Source organism: Rothia similimucilaginosa (genome assembly GCF_029850875.1).
In the GTDB taxonomy this organism is placed as follows: Bacteria; Actinomycetota; Actinomycetes; order Actinomycetales; family Micrococcaceae; genus Rothia.
Genome location: NZ_JAOVAM010000004.1, coordinates 16,673 through 42,099 on the forward strand (window position 1 = coordinate 16,673; position 25,427 = coordinate 42,099).

General features: G+C 57.2%; 28 protein-coding genes. 10 read left to right on the plus strand and 18 right to left on the minus strand.

Annotation, left to right across the window (positions count from 1 at the left end; all coding sequences use genetic code 11):
* Both QFX05_RS03910 and QFX05_RS03915 read left to right on the plus strand, forming a co-directional pair.
* On the plus strand, positions 1–684 hold the full coding sequence (locus QFX05_RS03910; RefSeq protein WP_279741114.1) for an amino acid ABC transporter permease: 684 nt from the start codon (positions 1–3) through the stop codon (positions 682–684).
* Positions 681–1,619, plus strand: coding sequence for an amino acid ABC transporter permease (locus QFX05_RS03915; protein WP_279741117.1), 939 nt, complete (start codon positions 681–683; stop codon positions 1,617–1,619). Before QFX05_RS03910 ends, QFX05_RS03915 begins: the two co-directional genes overlap by 4 nt.
* A 178-nt stretch (positions 1,620–1,797) precedes the next feature.
* Here QFX05_RS03915 and dapC read toward each other — a convergent pair whose 3' ends face one another.
* From dapC to QFX05_RS03940, 5 genes are all read right to left on the minus strand, one after another.
* The gene (gene dapC / locus QFX05_RS03920) at positions 1,798–2,937 is read right to left on the minus strand and encodes a succinyldiaminopimelate transaminase (protein ID WP_279741119.1); all 1,140 of its coding nucleotides are present in this window, start codon (positions 2,935–2,937) and stop codon (positions 1,798–1,800) included.
* Positions 2,938–3,130: 193 nt separating this feature from the next.
* Positions 3,131–3,451 carry a ferredoxin gene (gene fdxA / locus QFX05_RS03925; RefSeq protein WP_279741121.1) on the minus strand — a complete coding sequence of 107 codons (321 nt, stop codon included), beginning with the start codon at positions 3,449–3,451 and terminating at the stop codon, positions 3,131–3,133.
* Positions 3,452–3,939: 488 nt separating this feature from the next.
* A complete protein-coding gene (locus QFX05_RS03930) occupies positions 3,940–5,289 on the minus strand; it encodes a PIG-L family deacetylase (protein WP_279741124.1) in 1,350 nt (449 codons plus the stop codon).
* 405 nt (positions 5,290–5,694) lie between these two features.
* Positions 5,695–7,608 carry a translational GTPase TypA gene (gene typA / locus QFX05_RS03935; RefSeq protein WP_279741127.1) on the minus strand — a complete coding sequence of 638 codons (1,914 nt, stop codon included), beginning with the start codon at positions 7,606–7,608 and terminating at the stop codon, positions 5,695–5,697.
* 210 nt (positions 7,609–7,818) lie between these two features.
* Positions 7,819–8,757, minus strand: coding sequence for an NAD(+) diphosphatase (locus QFX05_RS03940; RefSeq protein WP_279741130.1), 939 nt, complete (start codon positions 8,755–8,757; stop codon positions 7,819–7,821).
* Positions 8,758–8,886: 129 nt separating this feature from the next.
* On the opposite strand from QFX05_RS03940, the gene pgi reads away from it, so the two are divergent.
* Positions 8,887–10,563: a glucose-6-phosphate isomerase gene (gene pgi, locus QFX05_RS03945; protein ID WP_279741133.1), complete on the plus strand. Its 1,677-nt coding sequence runs from the start codon at positions 8,887–8,889 to the stop codon at positions 10,561–10,563.
* 153 nt (positions 10,564–10,716) lie between these two features.
* Here pgi and QFX05_RS03950 read toward each other — a convergent pair whose 3' ends face one another.
* The 5 genes from QFX05_RS03950 to QFX05_RS03970 form a co-directional block, all read right to left on the minus strand.
* A complete protein-coding gene (locus tag QFX05_RS03950) occupies positions 10,717–11,421 on the minus strand; it encodes a pyroglutamyl-peptidase I (RefSeq protein ID WP_279741381.1) in 705 nt (234 codons plus the stop codon).
* Positions 11,422–11,463: 42 nt separating this feature from the next.
* A complete protein-coding gene (locus tag QFX05_RS03955; protein WP_279741136.1) occupies positions 11,464–12,051 on the minus strand; it encodes an LOG family protein in 588 nt (195 codons plus the stop codon).
* 149 nt (positions 12,052–12,200) lie between these two features.
* On the minus strand, positions 12,201–12,716 hold the full coding sequence (locus tag QFX05_RS03960; RefSeq protein WP_279741139.1) for an NUDIX hydrolase: 516 nt from the start codon (positions 12,714–12,716) through the stop codon (positions 12,201–12,203).
* Between the two features lie 176 nt (positions 12,717–12,892).
* A complete protein-coding gene (locus QFX05_RS03965) occupies positions 12,893–14,386 on the minus strand; it encodes an amino acid permease (RefSeq protein ID WP_279741141.1) in 1,494 nt (497 codons plus the stop codon).
* 313 nt (positions 14,387–14,699) lie between these two features.
* Entirely contained in the window at positions 14,700–15,197 is a 498-nt protein-coding gene (locus QFX05_RS03970) for an OsmC family protein (protein WP_279741143.1), read from the minus strand.
* Between the two features lie 222 nt (positions 15,198–15,419).
* Between QFX05_RS03970 and QFX05_RS03975 the strand changes: the two genes are divergently transcribed.
* The 3 genes from QFX05_RS03975 to QFX05_RS03985 all read left to right on the plus strand — a co-directional run bounded on the left by QFX05_RS03975 (position 15,420) and on the right by QFX05_RS03985 (position 17,918).
* Complete coding sequence (locus QFX05_RS03975; RefSeq protein WP_279741145.1) at positions 15,420–16,214, plus strand: AzlC family ABC transporter permease; 795 nt, start codon at positions 15,420–15,422, stop codon at positions 16,212–16,214.
* A 444-nt stretch (positions 16,215–16,658) separates the two neighbouring features.
* Complete coding sequence (locus QFX05_RS03980) at positions 16,659–16,994, plus strand: branched-chain amino acid transporter permease (RefSeq protein ID WP_279741147.1); 336 nt, start codon at positions 16,659–16,661, stop codon at positions 16,992–16,994.
* Between the two features lie 6 nt (positions 16,995–17,000).
* Positions 17,001–17,918, plus strand: coding sequence for an AzlC family ABC transporter permease (locus QFX05_RS03985; RefSeq protein WP_279741148.1), 918 nt, complete (start codon positions 17,001–17,003; stop codon positions 17,916–17,918).
* Positions 17,919–18,166: 248 nt separating this feature from the next.
* On the opposite strand, the gene tpx is transcribed toward QFX05_RS03985, so the two are convergent.
* On the minus strand, positions 18,167–18,667 hold the full coding sequence (gene tpx, locus QFX05_RS03990; RefSeq protein WP_070593671.1) for a thiol peroxidase: 501 nt from the start codon (positions 18,665–18,667) through the stop codon (positions 18,167–18,169).
* A 275-nt stretch (positions 18,668–18,942) separates the two neighbouring features.
* Between tpx and QFX05_RS03995 the strand changes: the two genes are divergently transcribed.
* The 3 genes from QFX05_RS03995 to QFX05_RS04005 all read left to right on the plus strand — a co-directional run bounded on the left by QFX05_RS03995 (position 18,943) and on the right by QFX05_RS04005 (position 21,038).
* Positions 18,943–19,698 carry an LppP/LprE family lipoprotein gene (locus tag QFX05_RS03995; protein WP_279741152.1) on the plus strand — a complete coding sequence of 252 codons (756 nt, stop codon included), beginning with the start codon at positions 18,943–18,945 and terminating at the stop codon, positions 19,696–19,698.
* Between the two features lie 483 nt (positions 19,699–20,181).
* Positions 20,182–20,574 (plus strand): DoxX family protein, encoded by a 393-nt coding sequence (locus tag QFX05_RS04000; protein ID WP_012903126.1) that lies wholly within the window; start codon positions 20,182–20,184, stop codon positions 20,572–20,574.
* Positions 20,575–20,780: 206 nt separating this feature from the next.
* Positions 20,781–21,038 carry a GlsB/YeaQ/YmgE family stress response membrane protein gene (locus QFX05_RS04005; RefSeq protein WP_279741155.1) on the plus strand — a complete coding sequence of 86 codons (258 nt, stop codon included), beginning with the start codon at positions 20,781–20,783 and terminating at the stop codon, positions 21,036–21,038.
* Positions 21,039–21,158: 120 nt separating this feature from the next.
* Here QFX05_RS04005 and QFX05_RS04010 read toward each other — a convergent pair whose 3' ends face one another.
* A complete protein-coding gene (locus QFX05_RS04010; protein WP_279741157.1) occupies positions 21,159–21,527 on the minus strand; it encodes a zinc ribbon domain-containing protein YjdM in 369 nt (122 codons plus the stop codon).
* A 344-nt stretch (positions 21,528–21,871) separates the two neighbouring features.
* Here QFX05_RS04010 and QFX05_RS04015 point away from each other — a divergent pair, with 344 nt between their 5' ends.
* Positions 21,872–22,084: a TOBE domain-containing protein gene (locus QFX05_RS04015; RefSeq protein ID WP_005505155.1), complete on the plus strand. Its 213-nt coding sequence runs from the start codon at positions 21,872–21,874 to the stop codon at positions 22,082–22,084.
* A gap of 121 nt (positions 22,085–22,205) precedes the next feature.
* Here QFX05_RS04015 and QFX05_RS04020 read toward each other — a convergent pair whose 3' ends face one another.
* From QFX05_RS04020 to QFX05_RS04045, 6 genes are all read right to left on the minus strand, one after another.
* Entirely contained in the window at positions 22,206–22,562 is a 357-nt protein-coding gene (locus QFX05_RS04020) for a transcriptional regulator (RefSeq protein WP_279741161.1), read from the minus strand.
* On the minus strand, positions 22,552–23,103 hold the full coding sequence (locus QFX05_RS04025) for an Asp23/Gls24 family envelope stress response protein (protein ID WP_279741163.1): 552 nt from the start codon (positions 23,101–23,103) through the stop codon (positions 22,552–22,554). Before QFX05_RS04025 ends, QFX05_RS04020 begins: the two co-directional genes overlap by 11 nt.
* Complete coding sequence (locus tag QFX05_RS04030) at positions 23,100–23,783, minus strand: RNA polymerase sigma factor (RefSeq protein ID WP_279741165.1); 684 nt, start codon at positions 23,781–23,783, stop codon at positions 23,100–23,102. Before QFX05_RS04030 ends, QFX05_RS04025 begins: the two co-directional genes overlap by 4 nt.
* Positions 23,746–24,225, minus strand: coding sequence for a hypothetical protein (locus QFX05_RS04035; RefSeq protein ID WP_279741166.1), 480 nt, complete (start codon positions 24,223–24,225; stop codon positions 23,746–23,748). Before QFX05_RS04035 ends, QFX05_RS04030 begins: the two co-directional genes overlap by 38 nt.
* A 187-nt stretch (positions 24,226–24,412) precedes the next feature.
* Positions 24,413–24,961 (minus strand): DUF6286 domain-containing protein, encoded by a 549-nt coding sequence (locus QFX05_RS04040; protein ID WP_279741168.1) that lies wholly within the window; start codon positions 24,959–24,961, stop codon positions 24,413–24,415.
* A complete protein-coding gene (locus QFX05_RS04045) occupies positions 24,958–25,374 on the minus strand; it encodes an Asp23/Gls24 family envelope stress response protein (RefSeq protein ID WP_279741170.1) in 417 nt (138 codons plus the stop codon). Before QFX05_RS04045 ends, QFX05_RS04040 begins: the two co-directional genes overlap by 4 nt.
* Positions 25,375–25,427 lie beyond the last annotated feature (53 nt).

A 25,427-nucleotide genomic window follows, 5' to 3' on the forward strand; every position in this document is an offset into this window, starting at 1 on the left:
ATGTCATTCTTTGACCAACTCGGCGCTCTCCTGTCCAAGTACGATGTGGTTGGCGCCTTCATGACCAATATTCAGCTGACTTTCTGGGCGGCTATTGGATCGTTCGTCCTCGGTACCGTGCTGGCGCTCATGCGCATCAGCCCCGTCCCGTCCCTGCGCTGGGCGGGCACCGCCTACGTACACACTGTCCGTAATACTCCGCTCACCATCATGATGACTTTCGCCATTCTGGGTGTATGGACGCAGTTCCAGCTCTCCTTCTCACACGATTTCGACACGAACTTCTTCGTGTACGCGGTCATTGCCCTGTCAATCTACCATTCAGCATTTATCTGCGAGGCAATCCGTTCGGGTGTAAACACCGTGCCGAAGGGTCAAGCAGAAGCAGCCCGCGCTATCGGCCTGGGTTTCTTCGATACCGCCCGCCTGGTGATTTTCCCTCAGGCTCTACGCGGTGCCATTACCCCGCTTGGTAATACCCTAATTGCGTTGACGAAGAACAGCACTGTCGCCTCGGTCGCGTCGGTGGCTGAAGCCTCCGGGCTAATGAAAACCATGATTGAGTTCGATGCGAACATGGTGCTCGCTATCTTTATTATGTTTGCGATAGGCTTCGTCATCATTGTTGTTCCCATTGGTGCATTGACCACCTGGTCATCCCGTAAGCTGGCGGTGAAGAGATGAAAAACCCCTTTATCAGTGATGAAACCCGCGCCACTTCTTCGGTGCTTTTCGACGAGCCAGGTCCTATTGCTCAGCGTCGTATCCGTATCTTCAACATTGCTGCGGTAGTCCTTTTTGCACTATTTGCGGTCTATGTGCTGACCGTTATGGGTCAGAAGGGGCAGCTGGAGGCAGAAAAATGGACTGATTTGTTCACCGCCCGCGCCTGGAGTTCCTACTACCTGCCGGGCCTTGCCTCAACCCTGTCGGCGGCAGCGGTTTCGGTGGTTACCTCGGTTGCGTTCGGTGTGGTCTTCGGTATTGCTCGACTATCCCAGTACCGCATTACCCGCTGGTTCGGCACCGTGGTCGTGGAATTCTTCCGCGCCGTGCCGGTGCTGATCATGATGATCTTCTTCTGGCTCTTTTTGGGCAAGTACAGCGGTCTTCCGCCTGCTCAGCTACCTTTCATCGCCGTGGTTGTTGGTCTGACCCTGTACAACGGTTCGGTGATCGCTGAGCTACTCCGTTCGGGCGTGAAGCAGCTTCCACGCGGCCAGGGTGAGGCGGGTCTTGCGATTGGTCTAACCCCGACCCAGACGCTGATTCGGATTCTCCTTCCTCAGGCTTTCACTGCAATGATGCCGTCGATGCTCAGCCAGTTCGTGGTGATTCTGAAGGACACCGCGCTCGGTTACATCATCTCCTACCCGGAGCTGCTGGCTTCAGCCCGACGCATCGGTTCCGGTGACGGCAACGTACTGCAGACCCTGATTCTGGCGGCGGCGATCTTCGTGACGGTGAACTTCGTGCTGACCGCGGTAGCAACCGGCATTACGGATCGTTTGGCTTCACGAACCTCAGCTAAAGTGACCCGTAACCTGATCCCGGATGCCTTGGACAACCCGAACCCGCCAACCGTCCAGATGTTCGTTCTGCCCGGCGGCCGCAAGTAGCTTCCTCCCCTCCCTATCGTCCCGGCTCCCCAGCCAACGACGATATGCAGATACCGCAAAGCCCCCGCACTCCCCTTTCAGGAGGGTGCGGGGTTTTCTCTGTCTCTCGGGCTAGTTAGCTGCCGGGGCTACACAGCTACTGGAGCCGTACCGCTGCCCGGATTACAGAGCAGCAAAGCTACTGAGATACAGATGCCTTCAGACGCTCGGCAGCCTTCGCTACAGCCTCATCGGAGGCGGTCAGGGCGATACGTACGTAACCTTCGCCGTCCTCGCCATAGAACACACCGGGGCCAGCAATAATACCCAGCTCCGCCAGACGGCTAATTGAATCCCAGGTGGACTCACCGAAGGTGGTCCACAGGTACAGGCCCGCCTCAGAATTCTCGATGCGACCACCGGCGACAGTAATCGCCTCCTCCAGCACCTCACGGCGGGCACGGTACAGGTCCTTCTGCACCGCCACATGCGCCTCATCAGCCAGCGCCACCATCATGGCAGCCTGCACCGGGGCGGGCACAATCATGCCGGCGTGCTTGCGGCTATTAATCAGGTTCGGCATCAGCTCGGGGGCGCCGGCAATGAACGCGGCACGGTAACCGGCGAGGTTCGACTGCTTCGAAAGTGAATACACGGCGAACAGGCCAGTGAAGTCACCATCGCACACGCGAGGATCCAGGATGGACGGCACCGGCTGACCGCCGCACGCCTCATCCCAAGCACCCCAACCGAGCTCCGCGTAGCATTCATCAGATGCCACCACGGCACCAATTTCACGCGCCTGCGCCACAACCTCACGCAGCTGCTCCACGGTACGCACCACACCGTTCGGGTTCGCTGGTGAGTTCACCCAAATCAGCTTCACACGGCTACGGGTGTCAGCATCCAGCTCGTCCAGGCTGTCTGCGGGAACAGACTCGGCGCGAGCAAAACGGGCGCCCATATCGTAGGTGGGGTACGCAACGCGGGGATACACAATCACATCGCCCGGGCCCAGACCCAGCAGGAACGGCAGCCACGCAACGAGCTCCTTCGAACCAACCGTGGGCATAATAGCTTCCGGGTTCAGACCGGTCACGCCGCGACGGCGCGCAAACCATTCGGCGATAGCCTCACGCAGGGCGGGGGTGCCGTGGGTGGTCGGGTAGCCGGGTGCGTCGGAGGCTGCCGCCAGCGCCTCACGAATGGTCTGCGGGGTCGGGTCGACCGGGGTGCCGATGGACAGGTCCACCGGACCATCCGGGTGGGCGGCTGCGGTTGCGCGGTAGGGGGCGAGCGCCTCCCAGGGGTATTCGGGCAGGTTAAGGCCGTAAGTCATAGTGTCACCTGGTTGCTTGGGAATAGTTTTCGTCATTTTAGTCTAGCGTCCGGGCACTGGCGTGCCTATAGCAAGAACCTCCATTCCAGCGCGTAGACGGTGTGTGGGCACCGGGTGCTAGATGGAGGCTCTTGGCACCCGTCATAGGGTGCGATCAGTCTATGCGGTTATAGCTATTATTCGCCGCAGGTTATTATTCGCCACGAGGAGGCAGCGCCGCGATGAAGGGCACGTCCTTACCGGTAGGGCCGAGCTTTGCAGCGCCACCGGGGGAGCCCAGGTCATCGAAGAAGTCTGCGTTGGCGCTGATGTATTCGGTCCACTCTTCGGGGACGTCGTCTTCGTAGTAGATTGCTTCTACGGGGCAGACGGGTTCGCAGGCGCCACAGTCCACGCACTCATCCGGGTGGATGTACAGGGTGCGTTCGCCTTCGTAGATACAGTCGACGGGGCATTCTTCAACGCATGCGCGGTCTTTGACATCCACGCAGGGAAGCGCGATTACGTAGGTCATTGGTGTGCCTTTCTACAAGCTGTTCGCCCCGTGCCCGCCGTTCTGCGGGTCGTCTGCTGCAGGGCAGAATCTACAGAGTAAACCGCCGAGTAGTTGGTACCCGGCGGGGAAGTCTGTGTATAGTCTATCGCGCACCGGCTGTTTAACCGTATTTTCGTGGCGTATCAGACAGTGGTCTCATGGGTTTGTGGGGGTATTTTTTAGGCTAGGCTGACCTGGTATTTCTTTGCGTTATTGCTAGTCCGCAGGCTTTTAAAAATAGATTAAGCCAAAAATGAAATCTTCATCACATGAATTTTTTGATGAAGTCATCGCTATTTCCACCCCGCACAATTCACCGAATAACGCATACATTCTCTTTCCTATTGCCCTCTATCCGACGGGTTTAGAAGACAGCAGCGGTGTAGCACCCCAAAAACGTCAGACGGGTGTCCCGGCTAACCGGAACACCCCTCCCCTTAGATTATGACGTAGTGATAGGCTTCAGCCTACTTCTTGGCGCGAGCACGCTGATGCGCCGCACGCGGCGAGAAATACTGCGCGTCCTTCACGCGAGCGCGCGTGTACACGAGCATGCCAAGCATCGCCGCGACAGGGGCGCCGAACCACCACAGGGCACCGTACAGGCCAATCGCCGAATGGCCCGGATTCACCAGAACAAACGGCGAATCGGGACGACTGTAACCGAGCACGTACACGGTCACGAACACCGCAACAGCCACGACAGCCGCAGCGTAGCCGCGACGCAACGACAGGGCACACCACAGGGCAGTGAAGAAGACCGTCAGGTACGCGACCAGCAAGCCGAGGGGCAGGGCGGTTTCCCCCACGTATACAACCCAGGCGTGGTAGATCGACCCGGCAATACCAGCAAAAATACCCAGAATCGAGCCGGTCAGAACGCCCGCCACCAGACCAGCCTCCTGCGGCTTCGGGTGCACGGTCGCGGTCGGATTACCGTCGAGCACGCGGAAAGTCTCCACGGCAGAAATCTTCTGCGGCACCTTATTTGAGTACTCAAAAGTCTTCTCGTCCACGACCGTAATCTGGGTGCGGTGCGCCTCCATTGCCTTGCGCTTGGTGGTGCCGTCACCGTAAATAGCGGCCTGCAGGCGCTGATCATCCGCGTCAAACTCACCCTCAATACCCCAGGTAAGAATTGGGCGGTCCTCGTCGTCTTCAAGGATCTGCAGGGCACGGCGCACAATCTCGTACACGCGCACGTGGTCGGGGTGGCCGTAGCCACCGTCCGAATCGTAAGTAACCAGAACGTCCGGGGTGAGAGCACGGATAGCGGCAACCAAAGCCTGAGCCTGCGGTTCCAGCGGCTGGGCGGTCAACGACTCCTCCGCCGCTACCGGGTTAGCGACGGGTTTACCCTCCGGGCCCCACGCCATGCCGGAGTCACGGTACAGGGGTAGCGCACCCTCAGCGACAGCAGGCTCCTGGCCCAGGAAGAACTGCTTCCTCACGCCCAGAGCCTTAACAGCGCCGGCAAGCTCACCGGTACGGTACTCGCCCAGCGCCTCACCGTTATCACGGCAGCCGAGCTTACCGACCTCCAGGTGGTGCAGCTCCTCGGGGATGACCTCGCCCAGCTCACCGCGGGTAGCGGTCAGCAGGTACACCTCCGCACCCTTCTGTGCGTAGTACGCCATGGTCGCGCCGGTCGAGGAGGTTTCATCGTCCGGGTGCGCATGCACGAACAGGATGCGCGCCTTCTTCGCATCGTAGTTATTCGGCAGCAGGTCACGGCGCGAGCCGGGGGCGATGCGCTCACCCTGCGTGGGGTAGCTGGGGGTCGCAGAATCAGGCTGAGTGTTCTCGGTTTCAGACACAGGCTTTCCCTCTCATACGCAGGGTTGGGTTTCTTGGACGGTCAATAGGGCGCCGGCAATTTACATCGTTGGCGGCAGATGTTGAGCGGCGGACGGGTACCGCCACCTTGCAGGCGCATTATTTTTATCTTACACACTCGCATGTACAGCGCGAGGTGTTCGGGCTTCTCGGAAGGCGGTTTTTCGGCAGAAAGCAAAAGCACCGTCTCTCCTCTCCATTCTCCCCCGCCGTTATTTCCCAAACAGATCGTGGTGATTAAACAGAACCGCCGTTACCTCCTCTTCGGAAGGTAGCGGCGGCTCTTGGGTAACGACACGATTGAGCAACGACACCCGCTACAGCAGGTGAGTTGCTAACGCACTACTAACACTCATAGTCGCGCTGTATTAATCGCTGGCGCTGTATTAGTCGTTCGCACGGGCGCGGCGGCGGAACTCGCGGACACGCTCGTTGGAATCCAGGATGACCTTACGGATACGAATTGCCTCGGGAGTCACCTCAACGCACTCGTCTTCGCGAGCGAATTCCAGGCTCTCTTCCAGGGTCAGCTTCTTCGGCGGGGTCAGGTTTTCGAAGTTATCCGCGGTCGAAGAACGCATGTTGGTTAGCTTCTTTTCCTTGGTGATGTTAACTTCCATGTCGTCTGCACGGGAGTTCATACCAACGATCATACCCTCGTACACCTCAGAGGTGGGCTCCACGAAGAAGGTGCCGCGCTCCTGCAGGTTAATCATCGCATAGGGGGTGACCACGCCGGCACGGTCAGCAATCAGCGAACCGTTGGTACGGTACTCAATGTCGCCAGCCCAAGGCTCGTGCTCAATCGAGTAGGAGGAAGAGATGCCGGCACCGCGGGTCTCAGTCAGGAACTGGGTGCGGAAACCAATCAGACCACGTGCGGGAACAGCGAACTCCATACGAACCCAGCCGGTACCGTGGTTCGCCATGTTCTCCATGCGGCCCTTACGTGCAGCCATCAGCTGGGTGACAGCACCCAGGTACTCCTCGGGCACGTCAATAATCATGTGCTCCATGGGCTCGTAGACCTTGCCGTCGATGGTCTTGGTCACCACCTGGGGCTTACCCACAGTCAGCTCGAATCCTTCGCGGCGCATCTGCTCCACGAGGATAGCCAGGGCGAGCTCGCCACGACCCTGAACTTCCCACGCGTCCGGACGCTGGGTAGGCAGAACCTTGATGGACACGTTACCGATTAGCTCGCGGTCCAGGCGGTCCTTCACCTGACGTGCGGTGACCTTTGCACCCTTGACGCGGCCAGCCAGCGGGGAGGTGTTAATACCGATGGTCATGGAGATCGCGGGATCGTCCACCTTGATTAGCGGCAGGGGCTTGGGGTTTTCAGCGTCGGTGAGGGTTTCACCAATGGTGATGTCCTCGATACCAGCCACTGCGACAATCTCGCCGGGGCCAGCGGACTCTGCGGGAACGCGCTCGAGAGCCTTGGTTGCCAGCAGTTCGGAGATGCGGACGTTCTTGATTTCACCGTCGTGACGTGCCCACGCAACGGTCTGGCCCTTCTTCAGGGTGCCATTGAAGATACGGACCAGTGCCAGACGGCCCAGGAACGGGGAGGAGTCCAGGTTGGTCACGTGTGCCTGCAGAACCTCATCCGGGTTGTAGGTGGGGGCGGGTACGTGCTCGATGATGGTCTTGAACAGCGGCTCCAGGTCATCATTGTCGGGCAGCTGGCCGTCTGCGGGCTGGTTCAGGGATGCAGCGCCAGCCTTACCGGATGCGTACACCACCGGAACGTTCAGCACAGCGTCCAGGTCCAGGTCGGGAACTTCGTCCGCCAGGTCAGATGCCAGGCCGAGCAGCAGGTCCATGGACTCGCCAACGACCTCGTCAATACGGGAGTCGGGGCGGTCAACCTTGTTCACCACGAGGATCACGGGCAGCTTAGCAGCCAGTGCCTTACGCAGCACGAAGCGGGTCTGGGGCAGCGGGCCTTCGGATGCGTCCACGAGCAGCACAACGCCGTCAACCATGGACAGGCCACGCTCCACCTCGCCACCGAAGTCGGCGTGGCCGGGGGTGTCAATCACGTTAATGGTGATGGTCTCACCGTTGGCGGAAGGGCCGTTGTAGAACACGGTGGTGTTCTTCGCCAGAATGGTGATGCCCTTTTCCTTTTCGAGGTCGCCGGAGTCCATGACTCGGTCTTCAACATCTGCGTGGGCAGAGAAGGCGTGGGTCTGCTGCAGCATCGCGTCGACGATGGTGGTCTTACCGTGGTCAACGTGTGCCACGATAGCCACATTGCGAAGGTCGGGGCGCGAAGCGGTGTTTTCAGACATGCGTTAAGTTTCTCGCTTAAATCTAGGGGATAGTCTTGCCAACGGGTGCGTTCTAGACGGCACAGGAGGTCACAGGGCAGTGCCTACAGATAGGTATCTGGCGGTCGTTTGCCGGTTTGGGTATTTGCCGATGGACCCGCTCTGCGATGAGAACGTTTCCGGGCACGCCAAAACGGACCCCCTCCGTTGGGCTTAGCTACCAGTGTATCACTAGGGCTTTTCCGTGAGCCACTCATCAATCATGCGGCGAGCGACAGCGTTCGTGCCGGGCAACTCCAGTTTTGCGGGGTCGTCCTCGTCGCTGTTGCCGCACTCCTCCGAAAGAGCAATTGCCTCACGCAGCTCAGCGGCGGTGAACCAGCGTGCGGCACGAATCTCGCCATCGTGGTGGATGATGGTTTCGTTCTCATCCACGTGCACCCGGTAGCAAATCATGAGCGAACGCGGGAAAGGCCACACATCGCTCATGCGGTACTCGGTGCTGAGGGCGTGCAAGCCGGTTTCTTCGTAGACTTCGCGGGCGATTGCCTCCTCGAGGTTTTCGCCAGGGTCAACGAAACCGGCGATGAGAGCGAAGCGGTTGGGGTGCCACTGGCGGTTATTCGCCAATAACACCCACTCGCCGTCACGGCTGGTCACCAGCGCCATCACGGCGGGTTCAATGCGGGGGAACACCATTTCGCCCGAGGCGGTGCGGCGGATTCCCTTGGAACCGAGGGGCGCCTCCTCACCGCTGTAGGCGGAGTAGCGCATGTCGATGAGGTAGTCGCGGCGTGCCAGGGCGGTGGCGTAGTGGGCACGACCTTCCGGGTCCTCGTGGACCGGGTAGTAGCGGAAGCCCCTGCTGGAGGCGCGCACCCGAGGGTTGTTCAGCTCGGTGGCAACCTGCGCGAGGGTTTTGTCCTCGCAGTAAATCACGTGCACCTCTGCCGTGCCATTCTTCTTCACGTCATCGCTGTAAGCGGCGGGACGGATTATGCTGTGCGCCAGGATAGCTTCCTCAGGCAGCAGTTCGGCAGAATCACTACCGGTCAGATAGTGCACGGCTCCCTCATCGTTGAGGAGGGTTTCCCCTTCGCGAGAAATGAGCAGGTAGCGCAATGCGCTCTCAGAAATAGTCTCATGCGTGTGTTCAGGTGAAGAAGTCATGGGGTTTACTCTACATCTTGATACTGCAAGGCACACAATGGCGTGCCAGGTTTCGATTTTTTCGCAGTATCGTCCTATCTCACCCTCGAAAGAGGTGACATAGGCACCCGAAAATAAGAGAATGGAACCATGACTACTTCTATTGACCCTACGACCACCTCCGCGTGGTCTGCTCTGTCCGCTCATCACAAGTCCCTCACTCCGAACCTGCGCGAATGGTTTGCCGCTGACCCGGAACGCGCGCAGAAGCTCAGCTTCACCGCCGACGAACTGCACGTCGACCTTTCCAAGAACCTGATTACCTCCGAAACCCTTGAACTGCTGGTCAAGCTCGCTGAAGAGGTCAAGCTGGAGCAGACTCGCGAGGCAATGTTCTCCGGCAAGCACATTAACGTCACCGAGGACCGCGCAGTACTGCACACCGCTCTGCGCCGCCCCGAGGGTTACACCCCGGCACTGACCGTTGACGGCCAGGACGTAGACGCAGACGTACACGCCGTACTGAAGAAGATTTACGCATTCGCTGAGCGCGTGCGCAACGGCCAGTGGACCGGCATCACCGGCAAGCGTATCGAGACCGTTGTGAACATCGGTATCGGTGGCTCCGACCTGGGCCCGGTCATGGTGTACGAGGCTCTCAAGCCCTACGCTGATGCAGGCATCACCGCACGCTTCATCTCCAACATTGACCCGACCGATGTGGCTGAGAAGGTCTCCGACCTAGATCCCGAGACCACCCTGTTCATCGTCGCATCTAAGACCTTCGGCACCCTCGAAACCCTAACCAACGCGCGCGTGGCACGCGAATGGCTGCTGTCCGCACTGGCTGAGGCTGACGCGCTGGAAGGTAAGGAAGCTTCCGAGGCTGTGGCTAAGCACTTCGTGGCTGTCTCCACCGCACTGGATAAGGTTGCAGCATTCGGCATTGACCCCGAGAACGCTTTCGGCTTCTGGGACTGGGTTGGCGGCCGCTACTCCGTAGACTCCGCTATCGGCACCTCCCTGGCTATCGTTTTCGGCCCGAAGGTTTTCACTGACTTCCTCGCGGGCTTCCACGCAATAGATGAGCACTTCCGCACCGCTCCCCTGGCTCAGAACGTGCCCGTTCTGATGGGTCTACTGAACATCTGGAATGTGAACTTCCTCGGCGCAGAGACCCACGCGGTTCTGCCCTACGACCAGTACCTGCACCGCTTCCCCGCCTACCTGCAGCAGCTAACCATGGAGTCCAACGGTAAGTCCGTTCGAGCGGACGGCTCCTTCGTCAACTACGCAACCGGTGAAGTGTTCTGGGGCGAGCCCGGCACCAACGGCCAGCACGCTTTCTACCAGCTGATCCACCAGGGTACCCGCCTGATTCCCGCAGACTTCCTTGCCTTCGCTAACCCGGTCCACCCGACCAAGGACGGCGAGCAGGACGTTCACGAACTGTTCCTGGCTAACTTCTTCGCACAGTCTCAGGCTCTCGCATTCGGTAAGACCGAGGAAGAGGTTCGTGCAGAGGGCACCGCAGAGCACGTGGTCAACGCACGTATCTTCAGCGGTAACCGCCCCTCCACCTCCATTATGGCGCCGCGCCTGACCCCGCGCATTCTGGGCTCCCTGATTGCCCTGTACGAGCACATCACCTTCGTTCAGGGTGTTGTTTGGGGCATTGATTCCTTCGACCAGTGGGGTGTTGAGCTGGGTAAGAAGCTGGCGCTGGATTTGGTTCCCGCTATTGAAGGTGACCGTGAGGTTCTGGCTCGTCAGGATTCTTCGACCGCTTCTCTGATTGACTACTACCTGAAGAACCGCACCAAGTAGTAGTGTGAGCCTGCATGTGCCGGTGTTATAGCCTGGCTGTGTTGGCCCAGCGCAAATTAGCTCAGCACAAATACACAAACCGCCGGATAGGATCCCAGTGAGGGAGGCTATCCGGCGGTTTTGTTGTACGGGTTCTAGCTCAATGCCGTGCTGTTAGTCCACTGCGGGCAGGGTGTCGGAGGCGACCTCGGCAATAATGCGCACCACGGTGGATTCGGGTAGCTGCGGGATGCCCTGCTCGTCACGGACTACGCCACCGGCGTCACGGTGAGCGGTCATACCGATGCCTTCGGTACTCTCTTCGCCGTCGGCGCACGTTGCGGGCACGTGCACGAATCCGGCGGGAATGCTCAAACCCAGTTCACGGCTAATGCGCTGCCCCTCGTAGAACACGTGGTTACACACGTATGTTCCGGCTGTGTACGAAATCTCGACCGGCTCTCCCGCCGCACGCAGGCGCTCAAAACTGGCGCGCACCGGTAGGGAGGAGAAGTACGCCTCCTGACCTCCCGGGGCGATTGGCTCATCGCAACGTTGGTCGCCGTCGTTATCTTCAATACCGGCAGAATCCAGATTGATAGCGACCTGTTCGAGGCTGAGCACGTCGCGGCCAACCGCCACGCCCAGGCTGATGAGCGCATCGGGCTGTATCTCCTGCAGGGCGGTGCGCAGGGCGGTGCTGGAACCGTCGTAGCTGACGGGCAGTTCGCGGATGATGACGTTCAAATCCGGGCGCATCTGAGTCAGCAGACGCTGAGCACCTTCGGCGAGCACTACGGTGGGGTTCACGGGCACACCGGGGAACGGGCCGAAGAAAGTCAGCAGCAGGGTACGTGCCTGGCTGGGGGTGGTTACCATAGTCAATCTCGTTTTCTGCGTTGGTTTTATGCAGTGTTGGTTTTATTCAGCGGCGTTCTTGTTGGTGGCGCGGCGCTCCAGGTCCTTGGCGAGCGCCTCCAGTAGCTCTTCGGGGGTGGTGGCGATGATGAGCTCATCCAGGTAGCGTTCATTGAGCAGGCCGGTGGACGCCATGTAGTGCATGGCGTCGATAAGCTTATCCCAGTAGCCGTTGACGTTCAGCAGGGCCACCGGCTTGGAGTGAATGTCAAGGAACTGCCAGCTAAAAACTTCAAAGAACTCTTCGAGGGTGCCGGGGCCGCCGGGCATGGCAACGAATGCGTCGGCTTTCTCAATCATGGCGATTTTGCGCTGGTGCATGGTGTCCACAATTTCGAGGGTGGTCTGGCCGGGGTACACGCCCTCCAATCCGACCAGTTTGTGGGTGACCACGCCGTAGACCACGCCGCCGGCATCCAGGGTTGCGCCCGCAATGGTGCCCATGAGGCCTGTGCGGCCGCCACCGTACACCACGCCAATATTGTTCTGGGCGCAGAGAGTGCCGAGCTCCTGGGCGCGGGTGGTGAAGAGCGGGTCGTTGCCGGAGCGTGCACCGCAGTAGACGGCGAGGTTGTAGTCAGTCTTCTTCATGGTTCTCCTTGGGGTGTATAAGGGTTTCCGGGGTGGAGCGCCTCTATGCGTTCTACCCACGATAGATGTTGCTGTGTTGAGAGTACCGGATGCACCTGTGTACCTCATGTGTGCCACCCGCCAGTTCAGAGGCACGTTGGGCTCAACGGTTAAGGTAGCGGGGTGCGCGCCAGTAGCGGGAAAATCTGCTCTGTATTCAGCGGTGCCTGCGCATCAGAATCGGAGGGGCTGCTCATGGCAGGGTTGACCCAGCGCAGCTCGGCGATTTCAGCCTGCGGCACCAGCGTAGCCAGCTGTTCGTGCTGCTCGTCGGTGGGTGAGTATTCGTAGGTTTCGGCGCGTACCGTAAAGCCGACCTCATTCAATGCCGCCGCCTTCAGAATGCCCAGGTAGTGCATCCAGATGGGGTCGGGGGTGAGTCCGATTTCTTCGCTTACTTCACGGCAGGCGGTCTGTAGCGGGGTCTCCCCCGGTTCAGGTTTGCCGCCGGGCATCATAAACCCGTCACTACCCTGCTTGCGCACGGTCAGAACAAGCCCGTCCTTAGTGCGGATGGCTACAGCGCACACGTTCACAATACGATGTGCATTATCGATAGCGCCATGTGTAGCGGCGGGCTGCCCGGTGTGTGACGCGCCGGCAGGGGTATAGGGGTTGTTCTGCATGCTTTCCACCCTAGCATCTGGACGCTTCAAATTCTTGACTCAGCCCACGGATAAAGACGTTCATCTCCTCGATGGGGAACTCTCTGCATCAGCAGAGCCGCCGGCTCCCCTCTTATGGGGGAACCGGCGGCTCTTCACGTATCAGCTATTGCAGCCAATAGTTCTGCATGTTCGCATTACTTCGAAACCTTAACATCAATGCCGCTCACGTCAATCTGCTCCAGCGGAATGATGCGGTCACGAGTGACCACGCGGTGCACCAGCCAGACCGCAATAATCACGGGCAGACCAATGTAGGAGCTGAGCACGCCAGCCCAGTCACCGCTCAAGAACGCCTCATAGTTCTGGCCACCAATAACGACCAGGCACATGAGGAAGGCTATAATCGGGCCCACGGGGAAGAACGGCGCCACATAGGGCAGATCCTTCAAACTGTTGCCCTGCTTCAGGTATGCGCGGCGGAAACGGTAGTGAGCCACGGCGATACCCACCCAGGTAATGAAGCCAGCCAGACCGGACACGTTCACCAGCCACAGGTACGCACCATCCGGCGAGAGAAGTGCGGCGATAAAGCCGACCGCACCGATTGCGGCGGTGGCCAGTAGCGCATTCATGGGCACGCCACCGGAGTTGATGTGGGTGAACATCTTCGGTGCCTTACCCTCCTGGGCGAGCGCGAAGAGCATACGTGCCGAAACGTATAGGCCCGAGTTACCTGCAGAGAGCACTGCGGAGAGGATCACGGCATTCATGATGGCTGCCGCAAAAGCAATACCCGCACGTTCGAAAATGAGGGTGAACGGGGAGATGTTGATGTTGCCGTCCGCTGCAGTGAGCAGGTTCGGGTCGGTGTAAGGAATTAGGAAGCCAATGACGACCATCGCACCGATATAGAAGAGCATGATGCGCCAGAACACGCTGGTCAGTGCGCGGGGCACGTCGCGGCGGGGGTTCTCAGATTCGCCGGCTGCCACACCAATCATTTCGGTGCCTTGGAAGGAGAAACCAGCCACCATGAAGATGGCGAGTACGGCGGGTGCGCCGCCGACGAAGGGTGCCTCACCAACAGTCCAGTTGGAGACGCCCGGGGAGCTACCGCCCAGGATGCCGAAGATCATGGCGATACCTGCGATGAGGAAGACGACCACGGTGACGACCTTGATGGTGGCGAGCCAGAATTCACTCTCACCGTAGGAGCGTGCCGAGAGGGCGTTGATGCCGGTCAGCAGCACGAGGAATCCTGCCGCCCATACCCAGGATGGGACGTTCGGGAACCAGTACCTCATCACCTCGCCGACGGCTACGAGTTCGGCAGCGACGGTAATCGCCCAGTTGAACCAGTAGTTCCAGCCCATGGCGAAGCCGAAGGACGGAGACACGTAGCGTGCCGCGTAAGTCTGGAATGCGCCGGGGACGGGCAGGTGAGCAGCCATCTCGCCGAGGGACTGCATGAGGAAGAGCACCATGATGCCGATGAGGGCGTAGGCGAGGATTGCGCCGCCGGGGCCTGCGGTAGAGATGGTCTTACCGGAGGCAACGAAGAGGCCGGTGCCGATTGCGCCGCCGATTGCGATCATCTGCATGTGGCGGGCGGAGAGGCCTCGCTTCAGTTCACCCTCTGCGGAGGTGGCTTCCGATGCAACGCCGGAAGTCTCTGTAGGCTGTGCCATGTCAGGTCTTCTTTCTGAGGCTCTTGCTTCGTGCGTTTGCTAGCGGTCTAGTCTGGTGTCCAGTCTAGTCTTGCTGCGGGTGGTGTCGCCGAAGGTTTAGTCTGCTGTCAAGAAATTCTTCAATCATTAGGGTTTCTTACGTATCATAAGTTTTTCTAATCTGAGGGTCAATCCTACTCGCTTTTCAGGTTCTTTTCCACCCCAAAACCACAAAAACACAGAAAAACCCTCCCGCACCATCTCATCACAAGCGGTACAGGAGGGTTCAAAACCTGTTTACTAGGTTCCCCTGGCTTATCTACTTCGCCAGGCTTTAGTCAGCCAGGTTGTGGAACGAAACGTTCGTGGGGTGTTCCACGGTACGAGAAACGGTGCAGTCCTTCTGCTCGCTGAGCTGAATCAGACGGTTCACCATCTTCTGCGCCTTAGCACCCTGCTCATCCTCAGGGAAGCGCACGTCAAAGTCCACCTCAACGTCGTCGAGGCGCACCGCGCCATCTTCGGTCTGCTTCAGTGCTGAGGCGAGCACTTCGAACACCTCGAGGGTGGAGCGGCGGGAGGTGCCCGCGTCCACATCCACGGAGGAGCATCCGGCAATAGCGGCGAGTAGTAGCTCGACGGGGGTTAGCAGGCCCTCACCCACACCGAAGTCGAGTGTTGCGCCGTTGGCACCGTAGGCACGGTAGCGCAGGCGGTCGATGCGCTCAATCTTGGTCTGGCGGTAGTTGTCGAGTTTTCGGCGTTCCTGCTGGCGTTCATAGACTTTCTTCTGTTCTTCTGCAGTCTGCCCGGTGTTGTTCTGCTCAGCCATTGAGATTCCTTTCGGGTTGCTTGTGCGGTCGCCAGGTTATTCAGCGCCGCGCTGTTTAGTGTCATTCACTATAAGCGTGTTTCTCGTATTTTATTCCCGGTCTCTTTTTCTCGACGGCCATCTAAGCGCTCCTATACACTGGAAAACCGCGGTGGGGCTTCGAAGCCGCTCGCGCACACAGCAAATTTTTTGAAAAGCACAACGCACACAAGGAACTCTTTGATGGCACAGACCCCCGGCACTGAGCGTACGAGTACACATAATAATATCCGTCTGGCTATGGCGGATTCTTCCGTGGTGATGCTCGGTATCGCGGTGCTGGGTTTGGGTTTGGGTGTTATTTTGAGTGCGCACCATATGCCTTTTTGGGCGGCACCACTGATTTCTTCACTGGTGTTTGCCGGCTCGGTGGAGTTTTTGATGGTGGGCATGATTTCTGGTGGTGCCTCTATCACGTCGATTGCGTTGACAGTATTCCTCGTGAATGCCCGCCATCTAGTGTACGGTCTTTCCTATCCTCTACACAGGATCAAGGGTTTCTGGGCTAAGCTTTTCGCCATTCACACTCTCTGTGATGAGGCGTTTGCTCTCAACTCCGGCCCTGACCGCAATGACCGTTCCGGTGCACGCATCCTGTGGGTAAACACTCTGATTTACGTCTCATGGATTCTGAGCGTAATCCTCGGGTATGTGCTCGGTGCAAGCTTCTTGAGCGTTTTAAAGGGCGTTGATTTTGTGATGGTAGCACTCTTCACGGTGCTTGCCATGGACGGTTACCGTGCTAACCCGGATCGTGTGGCAGCATTATTTATGGCAATTTCTGCCACGGTAGCCCTAGTTTTTGCGCCGTCCTCTTTCCTGGTGATGGCGTTGGGTTCGTATGTGGTGCTACTGTTGGTGCGCTTCCCGGTAGCGAAGCGCCGCGGCACCCTGCCGCATCGTACTGTTTATGCAGAAACAACTGAGAGTAGCGACACCACCACTACCGCTGATGCGCCCGCTTCCACACAACAGTAAGAACATTACATATGTGTTCAAAACCCGCTAGGATAGATGAAGAGCACCGCTCTCCCCTCTTTCTATTTCTAGGATTCAAAAGACGCCTTCACATGCGAACCTGCACGGAGGCCCCCAGAAGTTGAGGTACCCATGACTCAGATGAAAGACACCGCTAAGGAAACTAGCGACGCAGAACGCTGTGCCGCCCCGGAGTAACACCGCACCGGGAGCGGCACCACCCGAGGTCATACAGAGATGTAGTCTCTGCCCGGAAGGAATACCCCTCCACCTCACTATTCGCGGCTTTCATCAACTCACGTACCTACCGCACTACTGAGCGCCTTCTCTATGAGTAGGCTCTCCCTGCCCTTTTTTCACGGCTTCACCCACACGCTTCGTTCAGGGTTCTTTCACTCTTTCATGGGTCTTTGGGGGGAGGTAGTGCAGAAAGAGATAAACCTTATGAACAGTGAAGTAACCACCGGATATATTCTTGCTGCGGTGTTCATTGCTGCTGGAATTACTTTTCTGTTGCGCCTGCTCCCCTTCGGTCTGAAAAAGGCTCTGGCTGGCTCCGAACTACTGGATGCGCTCAGCCACTGGATTCCGCTCGGCGCGGTCGCACTACTTGCCATCTATGCGGTGGCGAAGATTAATTACTCCTCGTTCGCTACGGCAGCGCCGTACCTTGCGGGCCTGGTGGTGACCGTGGGGGTGCACCTGTGGCGTAAGAATATGGTGCTGAGCATGGTGGCGGGTACCGTCACCTGCGTTGTGTTGGCTAACTGGGTTTTCTAGGGGGTCATGATGAACATCTCTAAGAATTCTGCTTCTTCTCAGCCCTCACCTCAGCAGGCAACCCAGCAACAGGTTGAGCAGGTTATTGCCTCCGCTCTTCCGCTAACCGGTATGCTTCCCGTGGTGGAGGCGCCTACCTCCCCCGATGCGCAAGGCTCTCAGCAGCCGCGAGAGAGTGGCTTCACAGAGGCGGTGCGCATCGCCGGTGTGATTATGCTGGGTTTGTTCTTTGTCGGTATTGGTTTGGGTGTGCTTGTCCACAGCTACCATCTACCGTTCTGGGTGGCGCCTCTGCTACCTACCGTTGTTTTTGCTGGCTCGGTAGAGTTCGTGCTGATTGATATGGTGTCGAATCATGCCTCACTGTTCTCTATCGCCGTGATGACTCTGCTCATTAATTCACGTCACCTCATGTATGGTCTCTCGTATCCGATTGAGCGGGTGCGTGGTGGGTTGGCGAAGTTCTACACCGTGTACACGCTCATCGATGAGGCGTACGCGCTGAACACCGGCCCGGACCGCCATAAGCTGCGTGGTTCCCGTATCCTATGGATTCATGCGGGCCTACATCTGAGTGTTCTGGCGAGCGCAACGCTCGGCTATATGCTGGGTGCAAGCTTCTTGAGTGAGCTCAAGGGCGTGGATTTTGTGATGACGGCGCTCTTTGCGGTGCTCGCCATCGATGCTTACCAGGCGTCAAAGGATCATTTGATTGGTGTGATGGCTGCTGCGTCTGCGGCGGTTGGTTTGCTGGTGGCACCACAGTCGATGCTACTGATTTCGATGGTGGTGTACATTCTGTTGCTGGTGTCGCGTTTTGTTGTGGCTAAGCACCGCAGCACCCTGCCGGAGCATATGCTGGTCGCCGATGAGGAACCTGCCGAAGCCGGCGTTCCCGGTCATCCCGGCGCCCCCACACACTAAGTCTGGGTCGCGCACTAAGTCTGGATATAGTAAAGCGCCCCGCCGACCCGGTACTTCGGGTGGGCGGGGCGCTACGCTGTCGCCAGCCGCATGTGTGGATGAACCCCATCGTGATGCGCTGTAGACGTTCAGTATCTGCTGTGCTGTTACCGCCGAGCTGGTTCCTCGGGCGGAAGTACTGTGCGGGAGTCAACGCTTATTGCTTTGGCTCCCGCCGGATATTGGTTCGATAGCGACCAAATCTACGATTACTTGATAGCTGCCAGGGCTGCTTCGTAGTTGGGTTCGTTAGTGGTCTCGGGAACCAACTCGGTGTAGACAACCTCACCGTCGGGGTTCACAACAACCACGGAGCGTGCCAGCAGGCCAGCCAGGGGGCCGTCCACGAGCTTCACACCGAAGTCCTCACCGAAGGAGGAGCGGAAAGCAGAGGAGGTGACGACATTCTCAATGCCCTCGGCTGCACAGAAGCGGCCGATTGCGAAGGGCAAGTCGTTGGAGACGCACAGCACGACGGTGTTCTCCAGGCCTGCAGCCTGCTTGTTGAAAGTGCGGACACTGGTTGCGCACACACCGGTGTCGACGGAGGGGAAGATGTTCAGCACCAGGTTCTTACCTGCGAAGTCTGCGGAGGAAATCTCGGAGAGATCAGCCGCGAGAACCGAGAATTCGGGCAGCTTTGCGCCGACTGCGGGAAGGTCACCGTTGGTGTGGATTACGAGTTCATTATGTAGAGTTACTTCAGCCATACCTTCATTGTCCCTTGGATGCGGCGGGTGTGCAAGGGGGCACAGGTACTAGTGGGCGGAGTTTCCGCATAGCTGATTTCCTGCTACGTTACTTCACTTCTTCTGGCCCTGCTGTAGCGGCTGTCTAACGGTAATCCCGGTCTGTGACTCTACGGTAACGAACGGCACTGACCGCACGCACCGCGCGCCCGCCTCTTTTTCCCTATACTGGACGAGTTCACTATTCGCTTCATGACCAGTACTGATGTGCGCTGATGCGCATCTGAGGAGTATTCATGTCTTCTACACGCCGCCACTTTACCGGTCGTACCTCTTTAGCTCTACCTGCGCTGGGCGCCGCTCTAGCTCTTGTTGTCACTTCTTGCTCGGCAAGCACTGATTCTGCTGTTTCTAGTACCGTGGTGTCTTCTTCTGGTAGCGCTTCTGCTTCAGCGAGCGCTACTTCTACGCAGGAGTTGTTCCCCACCCCGTCGGCGAGCCCGAGTGCATCCGTGAGTGCTTCGTCACCTGCTCCGGCGCCGTCGGTGGTGACGATTACAGTTCATGCTGAGCCGACCGCCTCCGAGTCGAAGAACGCTGATCCGAAGTCTGACCTGAAGAAGGACTCCACCTGTGCCTCTGATTCTGCATCGACCGTGGTGTCTAAGGCGCTGCGCAATTTGAAGAATAAGAGCAGGTGGGATCAGTGGACGAACGTTTCCAGCACTTATGAGGGCTATGACCCCTGTGCTGAGCTGTCGTGGATTGACGCGATTCCGGGTTCTTCCCCGTCTGATTGCTGTATCTCTTCGATGGCGCACCACATTCTGCTGTTCCACCGCAGCAAGTTCATTGGTACCGCAACCTATGAGCCGTACTCGTTCTCCCCGGTGATTACCCGCACCTCGGACAGCTCGATTAGTGTGGCCTACCGCTATGTGAAGGGCGATGAGAGCTCCGCCAGCGCAAGCGGCCGCACGACCGCTGAGTTCAGCTGGAGCTCATCGCAGAACAAGGTTGTGATGACCGGTGAGGTTCCGCCGAGCTACTAGGCCGAGCTACTGGACAATCCGTCTCATAGTCTCGCAACCCAGAATCTACGCGTTTAAAACTCAGGAAGTTGGGCATACAAGAAAACCCGCCGTCTCGCATATGGCGCATATGTGAGACGGCGGGTTTTTCGTTGCTCAAGGATATGTAGAGCGCCCGAGGGCTAGCTGTTTAGGCAACGAACTTCTTGTAACCGAAGTATGCGGCGCCTGCCAGGATAGCGATGCACAGAATCTTCTTCACGGTATAACTCCTTTGATTGTTCCGGTAGGCACCCGGTGTTTTGCTCCCCTGGCGACTCACCCAAAGGTGAGGGCAGGCGGGGCGTCATCCGCACGTGATGCCATCGCTTCCTATCTTACCTGCCTTTGAACAATGTTTTTCTGTGTGACGTGCTGAGTCCGCATTCTAGACAATCAAACACGCAGTGGTTCAACATGCCCTTGAACCAAGGAATACGCCTCTGACAGGCGCATAATGGGAGCATGAGTATTTTTAAGAAGAAAGAGTATAGCGCTGAGCGCTCGGCTACTCGCATGGCTCGCGCCCTCGCTGTGATGGGTGCTCTGCACTTCATCATCCCGGATCCCTTCGACTCGATTGTGCCGAAGTACCTGCCGGGTCCTCCCCACGCATACACTCACGGCTCGGGTGTAGCTGAGCTGGGCACCGCTGCCCTGCTGGCTAATGACAAGACCCGCCGTGCCGGTGGCCTGCTTGCGGCTCTGCTGTTTGTTGCAGTATTCCCCGCAAACATTCAGATGGCGCTGGATGCGCGTAACCAGTCCACTCAGCGTAAGGCTATTGCGTACGGTCGCCTACCCCTGCAGCTGCCGATGATTTGTAGCGCACTGAAGATTTGGCGTAAGTCGAAGTAGCCAATACATTCACCATTCGATACATTCGACACTCATCTCATTGAAGAGAAAAGCACCTTAGTGTTTTAGAGATAAAACATTAAGGTGCTTTTAGCTTAATAAAAGCTCTCATAAGTTCTTCTTGCATTATATTTACGTATAATTGATAATTGAAATCAACCTACTATCTGCCACAGTGGCAGATATATTGACCCAAGGAGATGACAATGGGTACTTTTATTGGCACTATTATTACCGGCGCAATCATTGGTGCACTTGCACGCTTCTTTATGCGAGGCCGTCAGAATATTGCAATTCTTTGGACCATTATCTGCGGTGCTGTCGGCGCGGCTATCGGTACCTGGGCAGCAACCCAGCTGGGTGTTGCAGACACTAGCGGCATTGACTGGATCCGCTGGATTATCTCAATTATTGCTGCAATGCTAACTATTTCCCTGTACATGGGCTTGACCGGTAAAAAGTAAAGAGATATTTGTCAATTTCTTTTAAAACCTAAGCAATTTTTATAAAGCAAAAGGCGGCACCTCCCCTAGCGCGAGCTAGTGCGGTAGGTGCCGCCTTTTCTGCATCTAATGCGAAGCGCTTTATGCCTTCTTCACCACAGAGGACTTCAGGTACATCTGGCCTGCGCCAGGGACCTTCGCCTCAATGTCGTGGCCGTTCACGGGGGATTCGAGCAGGCGGATGCCACGCACCTTGGTGCCCGCCTTGATGTCTGCGCCGCCCTTAACCTTCAGGCCCTTGACGATGGTGACGGAGTCGCCGTCGACGAGCTCGTTACCGACGGAGTCCAGAACCTTGGAGCCTGCTGCTTCTTCAGTTTCGCCGGCTGCAGTGCGTTCCCATTCGTGGCCGCACATGGGGCATGCCCAGAGTGCGCCCATTTCGTAGGTGTAGTTTTCATTGCATTCGGGGCAGGCGGGTGCTTCGATTTCGTTGAGGTTTTCGCTCATAGTTCCTTCTTCGATCTGTGCGGATGTGCCGCTCTCCTGTTACCGCGGTGCTACAGCGGTGGTGCTTCGGCGTGTGGGCGCGCGTCAGCCAGGCAAGGGGTGCGACGGTGGAGGGTACGAGGATTCTCGCGTTCGTGCTGACTATACCATTTGGCGGGTGTGAACCGCATGTGCGGGGCTGGTTTTTGTTGGTCTTTAGGGGCGGATTCGGGGCATGGGTAAATCCGAAAATAAAACTTGCATAGTTGGTGCGTAATATTTTGGTTGGAAGATACTTCTCAATGGCTACGGCGTGTAGAATGCTTGGAGTATTTGTACGTTTATTGAGTGAAAGGCACGGCTTCATGAAGCTTTCTGCACGTAACCAGTTCGCTGGCAAGGTTGTTGAGATTACTGAGGGTGCAACTAACGGCATCGTTAAGATCGAGATCGCTCCCGAGGTTGTTATCTCTGCGTCCATCACCAACGAGTCCATCAAGGAGCTGGGCCTGAAGGTTGGCGAGACCGCTTACGCAGTGATTAAGGCGTCCAACGTGATGGTTGGTGCTGACCACTAATCCCGGTCAATAAGACTTACACCCGGTAGCTGCTTTTTGTGGCGCGCGAGGGTTAATAGGGCGGAGCCCCGCACTACGAGCTGTAGTGCGGGGCTCCGTTGTTTTCTGAGGTTGAACCCCCCTACAGGAGGGACTGGACCCTCACCCTAACCTGCGGGGTATTGTCGTTATCGCTACCGGTTGAGTCTAAGGTTTTAGAGTTTGTATGTTCTTCGTCGTATTGTTGCGATTGAGACAGCGAATGAATGACAGTCTCTTGGATATCTCGTACGATATCTTTGACCGGCCTGGATCCATCAATACTGACCTCAATAGTAGCTTTGCGCAAGCCTGATTCAATGATGACGCCAAATCGGGCCTGCGGCATGCGGCTACCAATTACTTTCAGGGTGCTACCCAATCCAGGTTCGATTCCTCGTACTCCGGGAATGGCAGTGACAAGCCGGAGTAGCTCGGCAGCAGAGAAGTTAGTCGTCATGATGAATATCCTCGATATGTACGTTGACCGTCGGGGAGATTCCCAGGTTCTCATAGCAGGCTTCGCGGACGGCATCACGGACTTGCTGGGCCAGCTGCGGTAAGCTTTTAATGGGAGCGTACGCCGAGATTCGGCAAGATACACCCTCCGGAACCCCCAGACCGCGATGTTCTTCGCTTGAAGGTGCGTGCTCGAAAGAAGAACGCAAGGAACGTGCACCGGGTACTGAGTCTACAATGCGGCGAATAAGGGCCCTCAACGAAAACTCAGACATGCTGTAGGGACCCAAATCTGTATCGGGCATTTCCACCTGAGTACCGTGTCGAGTCTCAGCGATAATAGCGTCCATTATGGAACGGGGTCGCGGCATAACCGAGGTACTTCCCATAGCCTCTAGCCGGTCCCATTCCTTGTGGAGGGAGGCGATGAGACTCAGATATTCATGGGTGTCCAGATTGTCCTGCTCATGCGAGCGTGAGAGTGATTTTGCCGACGCTGCTGAGTGTCGGACCTTATTTGAGAGGTTGTTGGATTTACTCAAGCCCACTCCTTCATCAGGCGTATGATGAGAGAACGGGCTCGTGCCAGCCTCCCACGGACGGTCGAAACTGTCAGGTTTAGTGTCTTGGCAATCTCTTCATATGACATTTCATCGATTTCTCGAAGAATCCACACTACACGCAGTTCAGGTTCCACGGACGCCAAAAGATTGGCAAGGGCCTGAATCTGTGCATTAACTTCACTGGAATCAGCCGGGTCAGCGGTACTGCTCGACGTCATCTCAGCCGCACCGCTCACGCCTTCGAGCCCTTCTGCGTCATAAGGATCAGTGGCTCGACGCTGACGCTTACGCACCATACTAGTAGCTTTATTAGTGCAAATCTGCATAATCCAGCCACGAAAAGCTGCCGGTTCCCGAACTAGGTGAAGGCTACCCCAAGCTTGGACAAGGGTGTCTTGAACAATATCCTCACTGTCCTGACGGTTCCGAACAATCATATATGCAGAGCGAAAGAGACGCCCTTGATAACGCTTAACAAGCTTCTCAAAGGCGTCAATATCTCCGTCCTGAGCACGCAGAACGAGGTATCGATCCTCGTCCTGCGTTGATTCAGACAAAGCACTCAGCTGCGCAGTGGGGTACTGATGGGGCTGAGGTTCCAGCGTTACCTCGCTCTGAGGGTTACGCGCCAATGCTCTCTCCCGTGATTTCGGGTGCATGATGGCCAGTTACAGACTCGGAGACATTACGCTGCTTCGAAGAACGCTCCAGCCGTACTAGAACGTCAATCTGCTTGGGGGTCGCGCCGAAAGATACTGCCACATCATTGTTAAGTCGGTTCTTCAGTTCAGCAATAGCCCACTCAACCTCACACCCCTGAGAGACAGTAGCCTCTGCCTGAACCCACAGGCTCTTCGGGGAACCAGTAACCCAGACAGCGCACTTTTCTACACCAGGGACTTCTCGAGCACGCTCAGACAGAGCCTGCGCCAGAACCTCAGGTGCCAAAGTAGCCATCAGCACACCCTCAGAACCGCTAAACTTCAAAGGAGAAGTAGTAGCTTTACGGGGAACCTGTGCAACCAGCATGAACAAGCCAGCAATGATAATAAGTACTGATACCAGTGCTACTACAGGCAGGAACCACGGTGTGTGCACCATGGGTCCGATAAAGCTAGCTATCGGGTCCTGTGCAGAGGCCAGGTAAGGTGCAATTTCAGGCCAAGTCTGACCAGCATTGAAACCCGAAGCTAAAAGCCAAAAGGACGTTACTACAAGGAGAAGCCCAAAGATGGCCAGGACAGTTCTATTCAAAACACCAGAAACTGAACGCATATTCCTATCTCCTTTAGCTAATATGCTTAATCCGCACGCGAGTACGTACAATACCCACGGGTGCAAGCATCTTTAGCACTTCGTTGGTCTTCTTCCGCGCAGCTTCACGCACGGGGCCGAGGTCGTCCAAGACGCTATAGACAATAACGTCTACGCGGGAGCCGTTAGCAGTAACGATAGCGGAGTGGACGCCGTCAAGCTGCTCAATCTGGGTCTGAATGAGGTTAGCCAAGTCTCGGCGTTTTGCGACAGTCTGACCGGGAATATCGTCGGGGAAAATTTCCAGGCGATCCGGAAGTCCAGGCCACACAGCGCCAATGATCATAGCCAGACCGCACCCCGCCAAGATGATGGCGAAGATAATAGCCGTGATGGAGCCAAGAGTGGTAGAACCACTAGCGGTGAGGGTACCCACCATAGACTCAGGCCAGGCACCGTTCACCATTCGGTGAACCGCAAGCCAAACCACCAGTCCTCCCAAGGCGAGCAATACCAGAGCCAACAGGATGTTAGGGATGCTTCGCGAGGGACGACGAATTAGTTTCGGAACAGGTGTACTCATTTAAGGCTCTTCCTAACGTGGCTACTCGGATTGAGCCAGGATATCTCAATGTTAATCTTGCCCACACTAAGCCCCGTGAGGTACTCAACGCGATTACGCACGTGTGTGCGTAGATGTTCGATGATGGGTGACAAAGGTGCGGGGAAGACCAGTCCGATGTCCAGGTGCAGGACTGCTACCTGGCCGTAGAGTTCACATTGGGCTTCAGGGCGCGAGTCGAAGTTGTGGCGGGTACCAATTCCCAGTACACCTCCAGCATTTGAGCCAACATTGGCGCTTTCGTTTGCAGCCTCAGCTGCAATCTTTGCAACGAGTCGCGCGGGGATGGTGGTGGTGCCGCGGTGCTCCCAGGAAGAACGTTCTTCCTGGGAAGCACTTAGCTGCGTGTTTATACGCTGGTTCGCGGTCACCATCGTCACTTCTTTCGCCCGTCCAGGAGGCTTCGGACATCGACCCGGCCCTCCAT

Excerpts from the sequence above, each read along its gene's own strand:
- fdxA (WP_279741121.1), bottom strand. The coding sequence starts at position 3,451 with ATGACCTACGTAATCGCGCTTCCCTGCGTGGATGTCAAAGACCGCGCA.
- QFX05_RS03985 (WP_279741148.1), top strand. The coding sequence starts at position 17,001 with ATGATGAACATCTCTAAGAATTCTGCTTCTTCTCAGCCCTCACCTCAG.
- typA (WP_279741127.1), bottom strand. The coding sequence starts at position 7,608 with ATGTCTGAAAACACCGCTTCGCGCCCCGACCTTCGCAATGTGGCTATC.
- QFX05_RS03995 (WP_279741152.1), top strand. The coding sequence starts at position 18,943 with ATGTCTTCTACACGCCGCCACTTTACCGGTCGTACCTCTTTAGCTCTA.
- QFX05_RS03970 (WP_279741143.1), bottom strand. The coding sequence starts at position 15,197 with ATGGCTGAGCAGAACAACACCGGGCAGACTGCAGAAGAACAGAAGAAA.
- QFX05_RS03955 (WP_279741136.1), bottom strand. The coding sequence starts at position 12,051 with ATGAAGAAGACTGACTACAACCTCGCCGTCTACTGCGGTGCACGCTCC.
- QFX05_RS03965 (WP_279741141.1), bottom strand. The coding sequence starts at position 14,386 with ATGGCACAGCCTACAGAGACTTCCGGCGTTGCATCGGAAGCCACCTCC.
- QFX05_RS04020 (WP_279741161.1), bottom strand. The coding sequence starts at position 22,562 with ATGACGACTAACTTCTCTGCTGCCGAGCTACTCCGGCTTGTCACTGCC.
- QFX05_RS04040 (WP_279741168.1), bottom strand. The coding sequence starts at position 24,961 with ATGAGTACACCTGTTCCGAAACTAATTCGTCGTCCCTCGCGAAGCATC.
- QFX05_RS04005 (WP_279741155.1), top strand. The coding sequence starts at position 20,781 with ATGGGTACTTTTATTGGCACTATTATTACCGGCGCAATCATTGGTGCA.
- tpx (WP_070593671.1), bottom strand. The coding sequence starts at position 18,667 with ATGGCTGAAGTAACTCTACATAATGAACTCGTAATCCACACCAACGGT.
- QFX05_RS04010 (WP_279741157.1), bottom strand. The coding sequence starts at position 21,527 with ATGAGCGAAAACCTCAACGAAATCGAAGCACCCGCCTGCCCCGAATGC.
- QFX05_RS03915 (WP_279741117.1), top strand. The coding sequence starts at position 681 with ATGAAAAACCCCTTTATCAGTGATGAAACCCGCGCCACTTCTTCGGTG.
- QFX05_RS04015 (WP_005505155.1), top strand. The coding sequence starts at position 21,872 with ATGAAGCTTTCTGCACGTAACCAGTTCGCTGGCAAGGTTGTTGAGATT.
- QFX05_RS04035 (WP_279741166.1), bottom strand. The coding sequence starts at position 24,225 with ATGGTGCACACACCGTGGTTCCTGCCTGTAGTAGCACTGGTATCAGTA.
- dapC (WP_279741119.1), bottom strand. The coding sequence starts at position 2,937 with ATGACTTACGGCCTTAACCTGCCCGAATACCCCTGGGAGGCGCTCGCC.
- QFX05_RS03975 (WP_279741145.1), top strand. The coding sequence starts at position 15,420 with ATGGCACAGACCCCCGGCACTGAGCGTACGAGTACACATAATAATATC.
- QFX05_RS03910 (WP_279741114.1), top strand. The coding sequence starts at position 1 with ATGTCATTCTTTGACCAACTCGGCGCTCTCCTGTCCAAGTACGATGTG.
- QFX05_RS03960 (WP_279741139.1), bottom strand. The coding sequence starts at position 12,716 with ATGCAGAACAACCCCTATACCCCTGCCGGCGCGTCACACACCGGGCAG.
- QFX05_RS04030 (WP_279741165.1), bottom strand. The coding sequence starts at position 23,783 with ATGCACCCGAAATCACGGGAGAGAGCATTGGCGCGTAACCCTCAGAGC.
- pgi (WP_279741133.1), top strand. The coding sequence starts at position 8,887 with ATGACTACTTCTATTGACCCTACGACCACCTCCGCGTGGTCTGCTCTG.
- QFX05_RS04000 (WP_012903126.1), top strand. The coding sequence starts at position 20,182 with ATGAGTATTTTTAAGAAGAAAGAGTATAGCGCTGAGCGCTCGGCTACT.
- QFX05_RS03940 (WP_279741130.1), bottom strand. The coding sequence starts at position 8,757 with ATGACTTCTTCACCTGAACACACGCATGAGACTATTTCTGAGAGCGCA.
- QFX05_RS03950 (WP_279741381.1), bottom strand. The coding sequence starts at position 11,421 with ATGGTAACCACCCCCAGCCAGGCACGTACCCTGCTGCTGACTTTCTTC.
- QFX05_RS04045 (WP_279741170.1), bottom strand. The coding sequence starts at position 25,374 with ATGGTGACCGCGAACCAGCGTATAAACACGCAGCTAAGTGCTTCCCAG.
- QFX05_RS03980 (WP_279741147.1), top strand. The coding sequence starts at position 16,659 with ATGAACAGTGAAGTAACCACCGGATATATTCTTGCTGCGGTGTTCATT.